The organism is Methanospirillum hungatei (assembly GCF_019263745.1).
Taxonomy (GTDB): Archaea; Halobacteriota; Methanomicrobia; order Methanomicrobiales; family Methanospirillaceae; genus Methanospirillum; species Methanospirillum purgamenti.
On the sequence record NZ_CP077107.1, the window covers coordinates 1,221,421 to 1,239,467 of the forward strand.

General features: G+C 43.7%; 20 protein-coding genes. 16 read left to right on the forward strand and 4 right to left on the reverse strand.

Annotated features, from left to right (window positions below):
* Nucleotides 1-214: 214 nt before the first annotated feature.
* Nucleotides 215-790: a cysteine hydrolase family protein gene (locus tag KSK55_RS05675; protein WP_218608533.1), complete on the forward strand. Its 576-nt coding sequence runs from the start codon at nucleotides 215-217 to the stop codon at nucleotides 788-790.
* Nucleotides 791-795: 5 nt separating this feature from the next.
* On the opposite strand, the gene KSK55_RS05680 is transcribed toward KSK55_RS05675, so the two are convergent.
* On the reverse strand, nucleotides 796-1,266 hold the full coding sequence (locus tag KSK55_RS05680) for a YkgJ family cysteine cluster protein (RefSeq protein ID WP_218608534.1): 471 nt from the start codon (nucleotides 1,264-1,266) through the stop codon (nucleotides 796-798).
* 135 nt (nucleotides 1,267-1,401) lie between these two features.
* On the opposite strand from KSK55_RS05680, the gene ilvD reads away from it, so the two are divergent.
* The 5 genes from ilvD (at nucleotide 1,402) to KSK55_RS05705 (ending at nucleotide 6,246) form a co-directional block, all read left to right on the forward strand.
* Nucleotides 1,402-3,045: a dihydroxy-acid dehydratase gene (gene ilvD, locus KSK55_RS05685; protein ID WP_218608887.1), complete on the forward strand. Its 1,644-nt coding sequence runs from the start codon at nucleotides 1,402-1,404 to the stop codon at nucleotides 3,043-3,045.
* Nucleotides 3,046-3,143: 98 nt separating this feature from the next.
* Nucleotides 3,144-4,655: a homocysteine biosynthesis protein gene (locus KSK55_RS05690; RefSeq protein ID WP_306128349.1), complete on the forward strand. Its 1,512-nt coding sequence runs from the start codon at nucleotides 3,144-3,146 to the stop codon at nucleotides 4,653-4,655.
* A complete protein-coding gene (locus KSK55_RS05695) occupies nucleotides 4,652-5,035 on the forward strand; it encodes a 4Fe-4S dicluster domain-containing protein (protein ID WP_214419150.1) in 384 nt (127 codons plus the stop codon). Before KSK55_RS05690 ends, KSK55_RS05695 begins: the two co-directional genes overlap by 4 nt.
* A 5-nt stretch (nucleotides 5,036-5,040) precedes the next feature.
* Complete coding sequence (locus KSK55_RS05700; protein WP_218608535.1) at nucleotides 5,041-5,781, forward strand: UPF0280 family protein; 741 nt, start codon at nucleotides 5,041-5,043, stop codon at nucleotides 5,779-5,781.
* 6 nt (nucleotides 5,782-5,787) lie between these two features.
* Nucleotides 5,788-6,246, forward strand: coding sequence for a YbhB/YbcL family Raf kinase inhibitor-like protein (locus KSK55_RS05705; protein ID WP_218608536.1), 459 nt, complete (start codon nucleotides 5,788-5,790; stop codon nucleotides 6,244-6,246).
* Nucleotides 6,247-6,278: 32 nt separating this feature from the next.
* On the opposite strand, the gene KSK55_RS05710 is transcribed toward KSK55_RS05705, so the two are convergent.
* The 3 genes from KSK55_RS05710 to KSK55_RS05720 all read right to left on the reverse strand — a co-directional run bounded on the left by KSK55_RS05710 (nucleotide 6,279) and on the right by KSK55_RS05720 (nucleotide 8,557).
* On the reverse strand, nucleotides 6,279-6,500 hold the full coding sequence (locus tag KSK55_RS05710; RefSeq protein WP_214419153.1) for a hypothetical protein: 222 nt from the start codon (nucleotides 6,498-6,500) through the stop codon (nucleotides 6,279-6,281).
* A gap of 89 nt (nucleotides 6,501-6,589) precedes the next feature.
* The gene (locus tag KSK55_RS05715) at nucleotides 6,590-7,870 is read right to left on the reverse strand and encodes a PEGA domain-containing protein (protein ID WP_218608537.1); all 1,281 of its coding nucleotides are present in this window, start codon (nucleotides 7,868-7,870) and stop codon (nucleotides 6,590-6,592) included.
* 192 nt (nucleotides 7,871-8,062) lie between these two features.
* A complete protein-coding gene (locus KSK55_RS05720) occupies nucleotides 8,063-8,557 on the reverse strand; it encodes a ferritin-like domain-containing protein (RefSeq protein WP_214419155.1) in 495 nt (164 codons plus the stop codon).
* A 150-nt stretch (nucleotides 8,558-8,707) separates the two neighbouring features.
* Here KSK55_RS05720 and KSK55_RS05725 point away from each other — a divergent pair, with 150 nt between their 5' ends.
* The 10 genes from KSK55_RS05725 to KSK55_RS05765 all read left to right on the forward strand — a co-directional run bounded on the left by KSK55_RS05725 (nucleotide 8,708) and on the right by KSK55_RS05765 (nucleotide 17,895).
* On the forward strand, nucleotides 8,708-10,582 hold the full coding sequence (locus KSK55_RS05725; protein WP_218608538.1) for a M3 family metallopeptidase: 1,875 nt from the start codon (nucleotides 8,708-8,710) through the stop codon (nucleotides 10,580-10,582).
* A gap of 496 nt (nucleotides 10,583-11,078) precedes the next feature.
* A complete protein-coding gene (locus KSK55_RS05730; RefSeq protein WP_218608539.1) occupies nucleotides 11,079-11,630 on the forward strand; it encodes a nucleotide exchange factor GrpE in 552 nt (183 codons plus the stop codon).
* A gap of 24 nt (nucleotides 11,631-11,654) precedes the next feature.
* Nucleotides 11,655-13,487 (forward strand): molecular chaperone DnaK, encoded by a 1,833-nt coding sequence (gene dnaK, locus KSK55_RS05735; RefSeq protein WP_214419158.1) that lies wholly within the window; start codon nucleotides 11,655-11,657, stop codon nucleotides 13,485-13,487.
* Between the two features lie 10 nt (nucleotides 13,488-13,497).
* Complete coding sequence (dnaJ, locus tag KSK55_RS05740; RefSeq protein ID WP_214419159.1) at nucleotides 13,498-14,634, forward strand: molecular chaperone DnaJ; 1,137 nt, start codon at nucleotides 13,498-13,500, stop codon at nucleotides 14,632-14,634.
* 66 nt (nucleotides 14,635-14,700) lie between these two features.
* On the forward strand, nucleotides 14,701-15,063 hold the full coding sequence (locus KSK55_RS05745; protein ID WP_214419160.1) for a response regulator: 363 nt from the start codon (nucleotides 14,701-14,703) through the stop codon (nucleotides 15,061-15,063).
* 34 nt (nucleotides 15,064-15,097) lie between these two features.
* On the forward strand, nucleotides 15,098-15,574 hold the full coding sequence (locus tag KSK55_RS16410) for a hypothetical protein (protein WP_256664220.1): 477 nt from the start codon (nucleotides 15,098-15,100) through the stop codon (nucleotides 15,572-15,574).
* A complete protein-coding gene (locus tag KSK55_RS16415; protein ID WP_256664295.1) occupies nucleotides 15,499-16,047 on the forward strand; it encodes a TRM11 family SAM-dependent methyltransferase in 549 nt (182 codons plus the stop codon). The genes KSK55_RS16410 and KSK55_RS16415 overlap by 76 nt, the downstream gene beginning before the upstream one ends.
* Nucleotides 16,044-16,718: a CheR family methyltransferase gene (locus tag KSK55_RS05755; RefSeq protein ID WP_256664221.1), complete on the forward strand. Its 675-nt coding sequence runs from the start codon at nucleotides 16,044-16,046 to the stop codon at nucleotides 16,716-16,718. The genes KSK55_RS16415 and KSK55_RS05755 overlap by 4 nt, the downstream gene beginning before the upstream one ends.
* Complete coding sequence (locus KSK55_RS05760; protein ID WP_214419163.1) at nucleotides 16,687-17,295, forward strand: MBL fold metallo-hydrolase; 609 nt, start codon at nucleotides 16,687-16,689, stop codon at nucleotides 17,293-17,295. Before KSK55_RS05755 ends, KSK55_RS05760 begins: the two co-directional genes overlap by 32 nt.
* A 3-nt stretch (nucleotides 17,296-17,298) precedes the next feature.
* On the forward strand, nucleotides 17,299-17,895 hold the full coding sequence (locus KSK55_RS05765; RefSeq protein WP_218608540.1) for an MBL fold metallo-hydrolase: 597 nt from the start codon (nucleotides 17,299-17,301) through the stop codon (nucleotides 17,893-17,895).
* Nucleotides 17,896-18,047: the final 152 nt, after the last annotated feature.

Here is an 18,047-nt window from a genome sequence, read left to right on the forward strand (position 1 = left end):
AATATCGAAAAACCTCATGGAAATTACATTATTACTCTGTGCATAACGACGCAATTTGCAAAAATAATTACCGGATATTCAGGACCCAGTCAGACCAAAAATGTCACACTAAAGGATATTCATTATTCCAGTTCATCTAATCTAATATCTGGAACAATCGCTTTGTCAGTAACCCAGTCACAACTATGATTAAACCTTAATACTATTCGTATATATGACACAAAAACCTGCACTGCTCATCATCGATATGCAGAATGATTTTGCCTCAACTCATGCAGTAAACCCGGTTGTCGGAGCACAAGCGGTCATCACCCCTCTTACTCATCTACTCTCTCTGTTCCGGGAAAAACGACTTCCAATCTTCCATATCGTCAGGATTCATGAACCGGATGGTTCAGACGTCGAATGGTTCAGGGCTGAAAAATTCAAATCTACTCCATTTGCTGTCAGGGGCACACACGGTGCTGCGGTTATCGATGAACTCACACCTGTGTCCGGTGAGCACCTGATCGAGAAGGTCCGGATGAGTGCATTCATCGGAACCACCCTTGACCTGATGCTCCGGACCCTTGGAGTGAATACCGTAGTTGTGGGAGGAATCCAGACACCGAACTGTGTCCGGACCACGGTGTTTGATTCCATGGCGTATAACTATGAAACAATCCTCGTGGGTGATGCTACCGGGGCACAGACAAAGGAGATCCATGAGGCAAACGTGCTGGACATGAGAAATATCGGAGTTATGATCCTCAATATAGCAGATATGGCCCCATGGCTGGACTCCCGGTGATATGGTTATTCAGTCCGGTACCCGTGCTTTTCAAATAACCGGGCAAACCATTCATCCCGTTCCTGATCCCCCTCCGGGATTTGCTGGACGCATGATTCATAGAGGGAACGCAAAGACGGATCATCAGAGTGCAGGGCACCCATACCGGTGATATATCCGATCTGTTTTTCCCCGGAAAATATTCTCACTGCCACACATCGGTACATTTTACACTGGGCAGGACTGGTCTCATGGATGGTGCAGACAATCCGCCCGTCATCAGTCGGCCGGAGAAACGGGCAGGCATTGGGATGGGCACGGGAAAACTCAGTATTGTCAAAAAAATTCCGTTTATCTTCATCGACGACTGCCTGAAAGAGAGTATTTGTTGAAACACAAGAGCAGGAAAAGGTATATGGCCCGGTCTTTGCATCAATGACAATGTAGTCCCCCAGGTACATACAGCATTGACCACATTGAGCACACGTAAAAACCATGCTAAGTATATGTTTCCGGATGATATGCACCATGTGATCGAAAGCTTGCCGCTTTAAGTGGTGCATGAGGAATCGTAATTTGCACCAACAACCTTTCCTTTATCTAGTGTCATCTCCTATCTGTTCATGAGTATTATGCGGAGTGATGATGTAAAGGCAGGATATGCCCGGGCCCCGAACCGCTCACTCATTCGTTCTCTCGGAATCGACGAGAGTGAAATGAACCAGCCATTTATCGGGATTGCTAACTCCTGGAATACCATCGTACCCGGCCATACCCACCTTCGGATTCTTGGTGAACGGGTCAGGGAAGGGATTACTGCCGGAGGCGGAACACCGTTCGAGTTCAATACCATCGGAATCTGCGATGGAATTGCAATGGGACATGAAGGAATGAGATATTCCCTCCCATCTCGTGAAAATATTGCAGATTCCGTTGAACTCATGATTCAGGCACATAAATTTGATGGCATTGTCTGTATCTGCACATGTGACAAAATTGTCCCAGGCATGCTCATGGCAGCAGCCAGGTGTAATATCCCGGCAATTGTTCTAACCGGAGGAAATATGCTCCCCGGTCACCATCAGGGATGCGAATTATCACTGACTGATGTGTTTGAAGGAGTCGGAAAAGTGGCCGGTGGGAAAATGACCGAAGAAGAACTTCGGGAACTTGAAACGGCTGCAATGCCAGGATGTGGATCCTGTCAGGGTCTCTATACAGCAAATACCATGGCATGTATGACAGAAGCTCTCGGCATGTCTCTTCCAGGCTGTGCTGCAACTCCAGCTGTTTATGCAGAAAAGCAGCGGTTAGCATTCAGGTCAGGCAAACGAATCGTAGACCTTGTGCACCAGCAGGTTCTTCCCCGGGATATTATCTCCCCGGCAAGTCTTCGAAATGCAATCAGAGTTGATATGGCACTTGGTGGATCAACAAATACCGTGTTACACCTGATGGCGATCGCAACCGAAGCAGGGGTGCCCTTTGATCTTGACGAATTTAATAAAATATCAGAACAGGTCCCACATATCGCCTCGATGATGCCAGGTGGACCTCATTCCATGCAGGCTCTCCATCATGCAGGTGGAATTCCGGCAGTCTTCAGGCAGATCAGATCTCATCTCGAAAATTGCCCCACTACATCAGGAAAGGACGTCTTTTCATTAGCGGATAGTGTAACATATGTGGATGAGTCAATTATCCGACCGGAATCATCACCAGTGCATACAAGTGGTGGTCTGATGATCCTTACCGGAACCCTTGCACCAGATGGAGCGGTTATAAAAAGTGGAGCCGTTCAGAGTGAGATGTGGCAGCATACCGGCCCTGCCCGTGTTTTTGACGGTGAAGAACCGGCCATGAAGGCTATCCTTGGAAGAGAGATCAAGGAAGGTGATGTAGTGGTCATCAGGTACGAAGGCCCGAGAGGCGGACCTGGAATGCCGGAGATGCTCTCACCAACATCAGCACTTGTCGGCCTTGGATATAACCGGGTTGCCCTAATTACCGACGGCCGGTTTTCAGGAGGGACAAGGGGTCCATGTATCGGGCATGTTGCTCCGGAAGCTGCAGCAGGCGGACCAATTGCATTTGTAAAAGACGGAGATACCATATCAATTGATCTCATTTCCAAAACAATCAACCTGGATATTGGTATTGAAGAAATTGAGAGAAGAAAGTCCGGATGGAAACCTCTTACAAAACCACTCAGCAGTGTTCTTACCAGATATGCTGCTGCGGTGGGACCGGCAAACCGTGGTGCTGTACTCCAGTAACCCTTTTTTTCAAAAGTAATTTTTCCCAGAAATAATTCTGGCATCGCAGACGCAAAACTAAACCTATAACTCCTTTGATCTCCTAACTGGTTACTATTATGGAAAAGTCCATCGATGAGATCAACCGGCGTATTCGTGATGGTTCAGCCCGGGTGGTCACTGCCGATGAGATGCCAGACATCGTCAGCGAACTCGGAGAAGAAGGGGCACTCCAGGAGGTGGATGTTGTTACCACCGGAACCTTTGGAGCCATGTGCTCATCAGGGGCATTTTTGAACTTCGGTCATGCAGAACCTCCAATCAAGATGGAACGGCTCTGGCTGAACGATGTTGAAGCATACGGCGGTATTGCAGCAGTCGATACCTACATCGGTGCGACAAATAAGTCTGTTACCAGAATGGAGAGTTATGGAGGTGCCCATGTTATTGAAGACTTCATTTCAGGCAAGGCCATAGAACTCCGGGCACAATCATCAGGATCAGATTGTTATCCACGAAGAAGTATTACAACTGAAGTCAGGCTTGAAGATCTGAACCAGGCAATCATGGTCAATCCACGAAATGCCTACCAGCGATATGATGCAGCAGTAAACACATCTGATGACACCCTGTACACCTATATGGGAACTCTCCTCCCCCATAGTGCAAACGTGTCGTTTTCGGGTGCAGGAACGTTAAACCCAATATGTAACGACCCAAACCTTCGGCTCATCGGAAGTGGTGTACCAATCTTACTTGGTGGTGCTCCAGGTATGGTAGTTGGTGAAGGAACACAACATTCATCTGCAGGAAACTTCGCAACCCTGATGACAACCGCTGATATGGCTGAAATGAATTCAGACTTTTTGCGGGCAGCATATATGTATCGGTATGGCCCCACGCTCTACCTTGGGGTAGGTATTCCTTTACCTGTTCTGGATATCGAAACGGTCAGACGGACATCAGTCAGAGATGAAGATATTATGGTCAGTATCAGGGATTACGGCGTTCCATCCCGGAGCAGGCCGGTCCTTGGACAAGTAAGTTATGCAGAACTGAAATCAGGCACTATTGAACTGAATAACGAAGAGATAAAGACTTCATCGCTGTCCTCGTACCGACGGGCCAAGATGGTTGCAAACACCCTGAAAACCTGGATACAGGAAGGGCATATGACCTTGTGTCTTCCAACACGGTACCTCGATCCTTCCAAACAGGCAAAACCAATGCGAGAAACAAGAAAAGTAGTCCTGGTTCAGGAGATTATGCAGAGAAAAGTTGTGACAATAAAGGAAGAACAGGACATAACAGAGGCTGCAAAAAAACTGCTTAGGGGAGAGACAAACCATCTGCCAGTGTTAAATGAACAGGGACGACTGACCGGAGTAGTCACGACCTTTGATATTGCAAAAGCAGTTGCACGACCAGAACGGAAAGTAAAAGTTCAGGATGTCATGACCAGGAATGTAATCACTACCCTCGCTGATGAACCAATAGACATTGCTGCCCAGAAGATGGAGCATCATCGGATCAGTGCACTCCCGGTAGTAGATGCACAAAATCAGTGTATCGCAATCCTCCATGCCAGTGATTTAGGAAAACTCTTCAAACCCGGAGGGGCCAGACCATGAAACTCTTAGTCCGTCTGATTCATGAAAGTAAGCCGATTATTGCGCAGGTTGTAAAAGACACCGGAGTTCTCATTAATGTTGATCGGGCACGGTCTGATGCTCATGAGGGAGAAGAAGCACTCGTTGACGTTCCAGATGAGAACTGCATTATTGTAAGCGAACGGATGAGATCACTGGGTGCTGAAGTCAGAATTCTTGAAGAAGGAATCAGACATGACGAAGAGGAATGTGTTGATTGTGGGGCCTGTATCTCTATATGTCCAAAAGGTGTCTTTTCTTTTGATGAAAACTGGAAATTACAGGTTTCAACAAAAAAATGCATTTTATGTGGAAGATGTATCATCAGCTGTCCTCATGCAGCACTGTCTCTCAGTTATTAAACTGAATGACGCTCCGTCATCATTTTGAACTCAGGGAAACCATAGCGACCATCCTTGCGGATGATAATCAATACATCGATGCAGCCTGTGAAGGAATACGTCAGGCAAGATTCGAGATTGAGAAATACATCATCCGGGATCCTTTTTTTGCTACCAGTTATGAACCCATACCAATACCGGTTGGTCCGGACATCATTCGCAGGATGGGGGATGCAGCACAGAATGCAGGAGTCGGACCCATGGCAAGTGTTGCAGGGGCCGTAGCAGATGCAGGTGTTCGTGCTGCAAAAATTGCAGGATCTGCTTATTGTGTTGTAGATAATGGGGGTGACATTGCTTTGATATCTGACAGGTCAATCCGGGTCGGACTTTATGCAGGAGACTCCCCCTTATCAGGAAAATATGCATTCCTCATACCACCGAAAGACGAAATATACGGTATATGCACATCTTCTGCAACAGTCGGCCATTCATTCTCATTCGGTTCAGCAGACAGTGTCACTGTTTTTTCACAAGATCCTATACTTGCTGATGCTGTTGCCACATCTGTTTGTAATAGTCTCTCATTATCAGATCAATCCCCGCTTGAAGATGTATGCGAAGATATTGATGGGATTTATGCTGTTTTTGGTGAAACCAGTATCATATGGGGAGAAATTCCACCACTCGTCAGAGCAGAAAAGCGGGAGGATCTGATCACCGCTGGGGGATTAGGTTTTATTAGACAGGGATCGAATGAGGTATGATCTCCTATGAATGCCATTACTCCAATTATAGTAACCCTTGACTTTCTTGAATTCCCACCCAGAAATACCTGCAGAGGAGAAGATCGATCTCCTGCATTAAACATTAAAAACCTGGATGCTCAATCAGTCGCGATTATGGTTTTTAATCCGTTTATTAAATCCTGTTGTTCTTTCACACCATGGATAATATGGAATATTCCCCCACTTTCTCGGATCCCTGAAGGATTTCCAAAAGAACCACAGGTATTAAAACCGGTCCAGGCAGTACAGGGAATAAACGATTATGGCACCATTGGATATCATGGACCATGTCCACCAGATGGGGAAATGCACCGATATCAGTTTAGAGTTTATGCCCTAGATACGATGCTTGACCTTCCACCTGGATCAACAAAAGATGACCTTATCAAAGCGATGCGAGGTCATGTTGTACAATATGGAGAAACGGTAGCCTTAGCTCGGTAAATCGCCAGTGATTGTGACAAAGAAATCTCTACCTAAGTTCGCACAGATATTCCGGTGAGATCAGATACATCAGACATGACAGCATCAGTGACCATCATCTGATTACTCATTTTTTGTCCTCGTACCGGACATTTCCAGAACGGATATGGGCATTCCCGATTACTTTTTTCCTCAGAACAAACCGGTGTCCCATGATGAAACCATAAATACAGGCAATGGGGACGGTTTGGATGTTTTTCAGTGTTTGTGTTCACTATACACCGATTTCCAATTATTATCAATAGTACCGTTTTCTGTTCTAACGTTTAGTAGTTACGAAAAATAGTGGGTGTATCCAAAAGTATCAAGATTTTTTTCTCAAGATAAAAATTCCACCAAATATCACTGCAAAACAAATAATACCAGTAAAAATGCCGGATTTTGTAGGTTCAGGAACAGGAGTCTGTATTGGAGTGGGAGATGGAGTCGCCTCTGCAGGAACATTCAGACGGCTGAGTACTGCAGATATCATGACGGTCTGTTTATCTGTAATAGTCACTTTACTTACATAATCTGCATACCCGTCCTTTCGAATGAGCAGGGTATGTTCACCCGGAGAAACCGACCCGAACATAACCGGAGAAAATCCGCGATATTCATTATCCAGATATACACTCGCTCCGGTCGGTTCAGACTGGATATTCATAGAGCCGGATTTTGAATATCTCTCTCCAATCCTGACCATATCAGCATCTATATATGTCGTTCGACCCCTGGAAATGTATACATCTTCATAATAATCGTAATATCCAGAATATTTCAGACGGATAGTATAGGTTCCTGGTCGGATGTCATTTAAAGTCAAATACCCGGAATATGGTGTATATCCCCTGAATCGATTATCAACATATACTTCAGCCTGATATGGCTCGCTTGCAATCTTCAGGGTTCCATCAACATAGGTATAATAATCATACCCACGGTATCGATCATAAGAATAATACTCCCTATCGTATTTGTCATAATATGTAGGCCGGTACGTCCGTGATCTATCATCATCATACCAGTGATGAATTACTGTAGGCTCCTGATATCGGTATGAGGGGTAGTATACAGGTGATGAATAATCACGGGGGTATGGAGTAGGTGTTGGTTCAGGTGTTGGAGGGTAGGTAGGATAATATGGAACAGCAGAGCCCGGATCCTGGTATGGTCCAGTTACCGGTGAAATCTGAATGGGTTGATCTAACGTGCCTGGCGATGGAGGATTTGAAGGATAATAAGGTTCAGCAGTACCTGGATCCTGATAGGAACCCTGAACTGGTTCACTCTGCAAGACAGTCCCGGCTGGAACATCAAGGACAATATTCGAAGGATTTGGTGTAAAAGAAGTATCTGAATTACCCGGATTCACAAACATACCGGCATTATTTTGTTCCGGAATAAAAGGCCCCTGTGTTGGATATGGTGTTGAATACATATCAGGAGAGGGAGGACTTGCCGGATAAAATGGCTCTGCTATTCCTGATCCCTGCTGATCAACAAACATCTGGGTATTGTCATCAGAATAGTCAGCACTAACTGTTCCAGACAGGATACACATACAAATCAGGGCTCCTGTCATCCAAATGAATATGTTATTCATACAATCCCTCCACACCATTGATCCCTTTCATTTGTTTATGATGTATAGGATACACGTCTGTGTGTATAAGGATATGTAAAAATCGTGAAGAAGTTCAAAGCAGGGTGATGCAGGGTAATTGCCCGGATCCATTCAGTATTTCTATTTGATAAATGCACCCTTTCTCAGCCACTATTAAGACAAAAAGTGAAGTTATTTTTTTATTATCATTTCCAGATCTTCAAGCAGGCTCTGAAGATCCTCTTCGTGTTCTACTTCCTGGGTGATGATAGTAAGAATCATATTATAGGTAACTGGATCTTTTCCTTCTACTATCTTCATCAGATGATCATATGTCTTGATGGCACACTGTTCACCCTTAATGTTCTGTTCGAGAATTGATTGCACATAAGGATCAATCGGAGCATCATACCCGCAGTTCGTCAGATTATACCATTCTTTTGGTTCGAGAACAGGAGTTCCTCCTAGTTGAACAATCCGAAGAGCAATCATATCAGCATGAGAGAGTTCTTCGGTTGCATGCTGGACCAGTTCGGCAATAACTGCATCCTTCGTAGGACCTTTTACTACTTTGGATCCAATCCAGTACTGATAATACGCAAGCCATTCGTCTGCCAATGCCTTGTTTAAGAGAGAAATCAGGTTGTCAACATCCATGCCGACAATTTTACGTCCTTGTGATCCCATAGATCATCCCTGACTTGGATATTCTCATGAAGGCTATATCAAGCCATCGATACCAGGAATTCGATTTACCTAAATAGGAATCACCATATGCAGTGCTCCAAAAAAAGAAGTTTTCAGAAAATTTTCTTGTTCCTCCTAAGTATACAGATAATGTTTCCAATAGCTGTATCAGCTCTTGATATTGCACTATCACCTCATCCATCAATAGGGACCGGTATCACATTTCCTGATACAGGAGAGAAGATCAACGATGAAGTGCATGATGCAATTTCGAACGCATCACATGAAATCACAGCAATATGCTCAATTCCGGGACATGAACGGAATGAAAAAAATACCATCATCAGACTTGAGGAAATCCTGACAAAACTGGACCATACCTTGCAAAAATATCTGGTCCTTTCCGGATTGTATCCAGATAAAAATCTTCAAAATGCATCATTATTGGCAACCAAAACACATGCAGAATTTATTCAGAGATTATCGGCAGACGCAGAAATCTATGCATGTATCAGAGAAACTAAACCAGAATCAGTATATGGATATTGGTTAAAGAACCAGGAACTTCGTTTCTTCAGAGATGCAAATACTGATTCTATACCTGATGAAAATGAACTAACACCACTGTATGAAGAATTGTTTTCATTACAAAATGATTATATAAGAAATATCAGAGAAAACAGACCACTCACTGAAAATTTGCAGATAATTGAGAGGTCAGCCTCCATCCGAAGTGATATCGCATTCCATGAAGGCTATGAAACCTGGACTGATTTAAAAGCCGACAGGCAGGGATGGTCAATAACGGGATCAGATATTGCATTGCTGTTTGATAATATAACTCCCACAATAAAACAGATGATCCAACCGATCATCCGTGAAATACAAACAAATAAAGAAGTAGAAAATTCTTCTCCAACAATATATGATTATGAGATTGATCGATTCATCTCAGAAAAAGCCTTAAATTTACCCATTACACCGAAAAATCTTTTCCAATCTTCGGATATTACCATAAACCGAACCCTTATGGTAATATCCTGTCTTTTGAATGTGAAAACTGAAGAAATTAATAATGTGGATGTATATGCACCCGGGGTATCATTATTCCGGGTTTCAAATATCAGTACAAATAAAACACATGGCTGGTTTTATCTTGACCTGAAGAACAGATCTGGAAAAACGCAGGAATGGTTGACAGCTCAGATATCAGGAATAGGGTATAATGGTGATGATGATGGTTCAATCATTTCAGCACCAGTATTTATTGTAAGTGGAACAATCCATAACCAAAATGAGGGAACTCGAATGCAGGAAGAAGACTATACTTTAATGTTTCATGAATTCGGTCATCTGTATACCCTCATCCTGACTGGTTCATCAGAGTCTGCAGTTCCAGTAACACTTCCTATAGAAATGACTGAAGCATCATCCAGATTATTTGAATACATTGCCTGGACGCCTGAAATTCTTGCAATAATACAGTACCCCGCCAATAATAATCAATTATTACAAAACAATAACTTCGTTCATCTGTATGCTGGATCTCAAGATCCCTATTCGGACGAGCATCGGTGGAATCTGGCGAAAGATACCATCATCAGTTTACTGGATCTCAAAATAGCCCAGTCAAGAGAACCCGTTCGGTTCAATGAATGGTATCAGGAAATTTATACACATATTACTGGTGCTCAGGTTACTGATCAGGGTGGATACTTATTACGACACCCACACTTTTCAGGTGATACTGCGGGTATGTATTGGATCTACCCTATTGGAGACGTATACGCAACTCTGTTGTATGCGAAAATTTTTGAATCCGGAATTCTTAACAAATCAACCTGGAAAACATACACAGACGGATTATTATACCCAGAACAGAATTTTCTTTTAGCAACAGAGTGGATCAAAAGGAATCTGACTGAAAAAAATTCTATCCAAAGGGAGAAATCAAAGAAAAACTGGACGTTCATTCCCGGTTGCATATCTGATCATCTCCTCGTACGTGGAATTATTGCAGGCTGACAAAGTATAAATTCAGTTCATGTGGCCTGCATCCAGAGAGATGAACCCCTTCATTTCCACTGGAGCGCGTGCCAAAGAGGTACTTTTTTTAAATTTAACAATCAAAAAATAGGAATTTTCAAAAATCAAACCGAATTATTTATATTCGGCAATGAGGTGTGAAACGGGTGCAGACATCAGACAAATCTCACCGCAAATTATAGAGATATTTTTAACTTTTTAGAATATTCCGATATTTTTTAAAAAAGAGAGCATTTTATGCGTTTATTATCGGCGCGTTTTTGACCTGAATGAAAAAATCCCTCTTGGGATTAACCCTAACCTGAAGTTAATGTTGCAATTACGAGAGAATGTCTTCAAATTTTATCTAATTTTAAATTTTAAAGATTATTTATGCGAATCAGAATATGGAATTATGATAATTTAATTACATATGATCATACAGATCGAATAAAATTTATATAGAACTACATTACAACAATAATAGTGAACCTCTATGAACGACTCCGCAGATACTCATCATGAGAAAAAATCAGAAATGAATCAGGAAGAAGAGGGAGGCCTGATTCCAGAAGGATCTCCCCCGGATGAGGAAAAATCTCCACTCGAATTACTCCGCTCAGAGTATGAGGAACTCAATGACAAATATTTGCGGCTCGCAGCTGACTTTGAAAATTTCAGAAAACGTTCCATCAGGGACACTGAACACCGGATAGCACAATCTATCGGGCAGTTTGCCCGTGATATGCTGGAGGTTGCGGATAGCCTTGACCGGGCTATGCAGGCAGAAGGTGGAACGCATGAAGGGTTGAACCAGATTCAGAAACTGCTCACTCAGGTGCTGAAAAGACAGGGTGTTGAGGCATTTGAATCAGTAGGAGAAAAATTTGATCCATCCCGCCATGAAGCGATTGCAATGGTTCCTTCACCTAAAGATGAAGGAGTAATTTGCGATCAGGTATGCAAAGGATACTGCCTTGAGGATAGAGTAATTCGTCCTGCACAGGTAGTTGTCTCACAAGGAACAGCACCAGTCGAACAGAAGTAATCATTCATATTCAGGAAATTCATTATGGCAAGCGAAAAAATCCTCGGTATCGATCTTGGAACGACGAACTCCTGCATGGCTATCATGGAGGGTGGAAAGGCAGTTGTCATCCCAAATGCAGAGGGAGGCAGGACCACACCGTCAGTTGTCGCGTTCACCAAAGAAGGTGAGCGGCTTGTTGGCAGCCTTGCAAAGAGACAGGCAATTACCAACCACCAGAATACCGTAATATCAGTCAAGCGTGACATGGGTACTGCCAAAAAAATAGAACTCACCGGCAAGTCATTTACCCCCCAGGAAATTTCTGCAATGATTCTGCAGAAGATGAAAACCGACGCAGAAGCATATCTCGGAGAAGAAATTAAAAAGGCAGTCATTACCGTCCCTGCATACTTCAATGATGCACAAAGACAAGCAACCAAGGATGCAGGAACCATTGCCGGACTTGAAGTTCTTCGTATTATTAATGAACCGACTGCATCTGCCCTGGCATATGGTATTGACAAAGAAGAAGACCATACCGTTCTGGTATACGACCTTGGTGGTGGAACCTTTGATGTCTCAATCCTCACATTAGGTGATGGAGTATTTGAAGTCAAGGCAACATCCGGAAACAATCACCTTGGTGGCGATGACTTTGATAAGCGTGTTATCGATTACCTGGTTGCAGAATTTAAGAAGAAAGAGGGTATAGACCTTTCAAAAGATCCCATGGCAATGCAGCGTCTTCGTGATGCAGCTGAGAATGCAAAGATCGAACTCTCCCAGAAACAGAAGACAAACGTTAATCTTCCATATATCACCACCGATTCCTCCGGTCCGAAATTCCTTGATATTGATCTGACCCGTGCACAGTTTGAACAACTGATTGCAGATCTTGTAGAGAGCACTATCGGTCCGGTAAAGCAGGCACTCTCTGACTCAGGGCTCAAGACCGCTGAAATTGATCGTGTGCTCCTTGTTGGTGGCTCAACCAGAGTTCCGCTGGTCCAACAGAAAGTTAAAGATCTCCTTGGGAAAGAACCGGATAAGGGAATAAATCCGGATGAATGTGTTGCAGTTGGAGCAGCAATCCAGGGAGGAGTTCTTGCAGGTGAGACCAGTGATATTGTTCTGCTCGACGTCGCCCCGCTCACCCTCTCAATCGAGACCCTTGGTGGTATTGCGACCCCAATCATCGACAGAAACACGACAATTCCAACAAAGAAAAGTCAAATCTTCTCCACCGCAGCAGACAACCAGACATCAGTCGAAATCCATGTCGTCCAGGGAGAACGAAAGCTGGCAAATGACAACTTTACCCTTGGGCGGTTTATGCTGACCGGAATCCCACCGGCACCCCGTGGAATTCCACAAATTGAAGTTACATTTGATATCGATGCGAATGGTATCATCCATGTAACTGCAAAGGATCTTGGAACCGGTAATGAGCAGGCAATCACCATTAAGGGTAGCAAGAAGCTCTCTGATGATGAGATCAAGCGGATGGTTGACGACGCGAAGAAGTTTGAAGATGAAGACAACAAGAAGAAAGAAGAGATTGAAATCCGCAATAATGCAGATATGGCTGTCTTCTCTGCAGAGAAACTTCTGAAAGAGAGCGAAGATAAGATCGAAGAAGAAGATAAGACAACCATCCAGGATCATATTGCAAAAATGAAGACTGCGCTTGAAGGAACTGATTCTGAGGAAATTAAGAAGCAGATGGAAGAACTGACAGAAGCAGTATTCAAGGTTACCACAAAGATCTACCAGAAGGTACAGGCAGAACAGGCAGCTCAGAACCCAGAGAAAGGCTCTCCCTCTGGTTCTGACGACAATGTCGTAGATGCTGACTTTACGGAAAAGAAGGAGTGAGATCTCATAGATGGCTGCGGGAGATTACTACGATATCCTTGGCGTGTCCCGCAATGCCGATGATACCGAAATAAAAAAGGCATATCGAGGCCTGGCCCGGAAATATCACCCGGATGTAAACAAAGATCCCGGTGCAGAGGATAAGTTCAAAGAGATCAATGAGGCATATAGTGTCCTGTCCGATGCCCAGAAACGATCACAATATGATCGGATGGGGCATGAAGCCTTTACCAATGCCTCCAAGGGATCATATGGCGGAGGAGGATACGGCGGAGGGTTTAATGCAGACTTCTCCGGATTTGGTGATATCTTCGACTTCGCCGGGGATATTTTCGGAGGATTCGGGCGTCAGCGGGGGCCACGACGTGGTGACGATCTCCTCATGCGGTTTGAAATCACCCTTCGTGATGCCGTGTTTGGTGCAGATCGCGAGATCGAAGTGATGCATGCCGAATCATGTTCCACGTGTGATGGAACAGGTTCGGAGACAAAAAAGACAAAAAATTGTCCAAAATGTGGCGGATCCGGGCAAGTACGACAGGCAACCCAGACACCTTTTGGAAATTTTGTCAGGCAATCCACCTGTGATCTCTGTCATGGCCGGGGTAAGGTAGCAGAAAAACCCTGTACAAAATGTAAAGGAACCGGACACGAAAAAGTCAGAAGAAAAGTATCAGTCCATATTCCTCCGGGAGTTGATACCGGAATGCGGCTCAGATTGGAAGGGTATGGGGAAGCAGGCGACCACGGTGCACCTAATGGTGATCTCTATATTGAGATTCATGTCAAACCCGAACCCAGATTCCACCGGGATGGTGACACCCTTCTGACAAAGATCCAGATATCTCCGGCACAGGCAGTGCTGGGAACAGTTGTTGAAGTAACAACAATTGATGACAGGCATCTTGAAGTGAAGGTTCCAGCCGGAACACAGGGAGGGAAGAAACTTCGTATTTCAGGAGAAGGCATTCGCAAACGGGGCAGACCTGGCGATCTTCTCGTGGAAGTTGAAGTGCAGATTCCCAAACATCTGACCGGAGAGCTCAAAGAACTCTATGAAAAGATCCTGGATTTAGAAGGAAAAAAATCGACTTCAGGATCAGGAAATGAAAAAAAAGGATTCTTTGAATCTATTCTAGGGGGATAAATTCTCCCCTTCTTATCGAAACCTATCACAACCCTTAAACGTTTCTGCAGGAAAAGTACAAAGTACATGGCGCGGATCCTCCTTGTTGATGATGCAGGGTATATGAGGCGACTCGTCGGTATCATGGCGAAAAAGGGAGGGCACGAAATAGTTGGCGAAGCAGAAACAGGTGAAACTGCTATCGAACTCTATGAGAAGGTTAAACCAGACATTGTTATTCTGGACATCCTGATGCCTGATATGAATGGACTTGAAGCACTCAGAAAAATCAGAGGATTAGATCCAAATGCCCGCGTTCTGATGTGTACCGCTTCTGAGCAGTCAACACATGTACAGGAAGCTCTTTCCCTTGGTGCAAAGGGATACATCGTTAAACCTTTCACACGAGAGGTAATTTTATCCACAATTGAAAAGGCACTTACATCCTGATTTTTTTTATGACGAACGCTCAATAGGTGCCTCTGTGAAATTAATCCTTGAATTGTCAGGGGAACATCCAAATATTCCTCTTGAAGAAGTAAAAGCAATAATTCCGGTTTATGATCAAAATACCCAGGTTCTCATTGTAGATGCTCCTGACTTGAACATATTAGAACGATTTGCGTATACACATGCTGCGATGCGTTTTTTAGGAGAATGTGCAGCAGATAAAGAATCATTTGTTCGAATGCTTACGGATATGGCAATAACATCTTCAGAGCCATTCTGTGGCCGGGTGAAAAAAATGGTCGATCATGGAATGGATACCCCGAGTGCCGATCTTGAACGCCTGATTGGATTTTATGTGAACGGACCAGTGTCAGTATCTACACCTACACGTGTTTTAGAGCCATCATATCTGGTGGAAGATGCTACTTTGGTGAACTGCTCTGGGAACTTGACAGAAATCCCTATCACAGCAGAAAACCAGGAAATCGCCCATTCTTTCATCCGGGCGTGATGATGCCAAGAATGATCCGGGCCTTGGTTAATATGTCCGGAGCAATCAAAGGAGAATGGATTCTTGATCCTTTTTGTGGAACCGGCGGAACACTCATAGAAGCATCCCTCATCGGATGTCCGGCAATTGGAACTGATGCCGATATTGAGATGATTCAGGGGAGCAGAAAAAATCTCACCTATGCGATGACCGGAGTCGCAGATGCACGACATCTTCCATTCCCTGACGCCTCAATCGATCATGTTGTTTCAGATCTTCCCTATGGACAATCGGTGGTGATTGTCGGAAACCTCTTTGATCTGTATCGTCAAGCACTTCAGGAGATCAGACGAGTAGTAAAACCAGGCAAAAGATCAGTACTTGTGACACACCAGGACATACGACCACTTGCTGAACAGATCTTTACCATCAATGGGTACTATGAACAACGGGTTCATAAAAGCCTGACCAGGCGAATCCTGGTCCTTGTTTGACGCTCTCCATAGCTCTCAATATTCAACTCAATCCAATTATGGCATTTACATTCTTTTTCCGGGATGCTCAAACCCTGAGCCTTGCAATTGATCATTTTTTACCATTTGTTCAGAGTAGACAAACTATCACAATATGGAGTGCCGGGTGTGCCATGGGTCAGGAACCATACACCTTTGCTATATTATTGCGTGAACGAATGGGGCCACACCTCTTTCGAAATGTAAAAATTTTTGCCACAGATATTGACACGTACAACCAGTATGTACAGATAATCGGAACCGGCAGATATCCAGAAAAAGATCTTCAGCGAATTCCTCCGGAAATATTTCAACGGTACTTCAGATCAGATCCTCAGGATCCAGGATTTGTCTATGTTATTGACGAGATACGAAATGCAGTTCAGTTCAAAAAGCATGATCTTCTGACATATGAACCAATCCGCACAGGAGTGCACCTGATTATCTGTAAAAATGTCCTTCTCCACTTTTCAGCTGAGGAACGTCTGAAAGTCTGGAATATGTTCTGGACTGCTCTTGAGTATGGGGGTTTTATGCTTCATGAGCACACACAGAAACTTCCTGATGAACTCACAGGTTCCTTTGATCAGATTGTCATGAATGCACAGATATTCAGGAAACATGACCCTTATGCAGGTGAGAAATCTCACTGATCACAGTGATTATTATACATCCAATGTGTGGCATATCTGCGGAGTATACCATTCATTATCTGATATAAACACACTCATCGATGCCGGAAGGGATCCGGGTATCCTGAATACTCTTGAATCCATCAAATGCGGCCTTGGGAAAAAGCCGGTTGAACAGATTATCCTGACACATTCTCATTTTGACCATGCTGGAATGGTTCCAAAAATTATTGAGCGATATAATCCGAAGATATATGCTCATCCTGCAAGCAGAAATAGTGGGACAATTCCACTCCTAGACAGGCAGGAAATCCAGGTAGGGGAAGAGATATGTATGGCGGTGTATGCACCAGGACACAGTGAAGACTCATTATGTTTACTCTGCGAAGAGGAACACCTGCTCTTTTCAGGTGATGTACCTATTCGGGTTTATTCTCATGATAATGAATTTACTTCCCAGTATCTTGATGCGTTTGAACTGTTTGTCGCCGCAGATTTACAGGCAATATATCCAGGCCATGGGGATCAAATCACAGGTAATGTTCCCCACCTCATGATGGAATCGCTCAGAAACATTCGCAAGAGTAGGATTTTTTAACTGATGAATGTCATCAATCTGACAAAGCAGAGTTCAATATATACATCCAATGCCTGGTTATGCGGGTGTATTCATAGCCCAGAAGATTATGGTATACTCATCGATACCGGATGTGATCCTGTCATCCTTGATTATTTACGACAGATGCGAGAAAAGACAGGGAAGAATCCGGTTGAAAAACTCATTCTTACGCATTCTCATTATGATCATGCCAAACTTCTGGGAAGAATAAAGGAAGAATTTCATCCAGTTGTCTATGCAGCGTCATCATATCTTGCAGGAGTAGATACTGTTCTTTCTAATGGAGATGTGGTAAAATGTGGAATTTATCACTTTGAGATAATTACCATTCCAGGCCATACATCAGATTCTGTCTGTATTTATTGTCCAGAGGAGGAGATCCTCTTTTCCGGGGATACACCGCTTATAATCTGGGGAACAGAGAATACATACGAAAAAGGTTTTTTACAGGGATTTGAAGAACTGGCACAACGAAAAATAACATCTGCGTATCCCGGACATGGTGAGATCATGAGTATAGAAGTCTCCAGAATGATCAGACAATCATTAATAAATCTAAAAAGAAGTCGTATTCTCTAATATAGTTCAAAGTAGTCCAGTATGAATTCCCTTTGCCCTGAGTAATATCACATCCTTTGCTGGCAGTCCTTTTTTTGTATGTACCGTCATACATGTATTGACATATTGAAAACCATATCAACAATTTTCTATATAAAGTACGGTTGATTAAA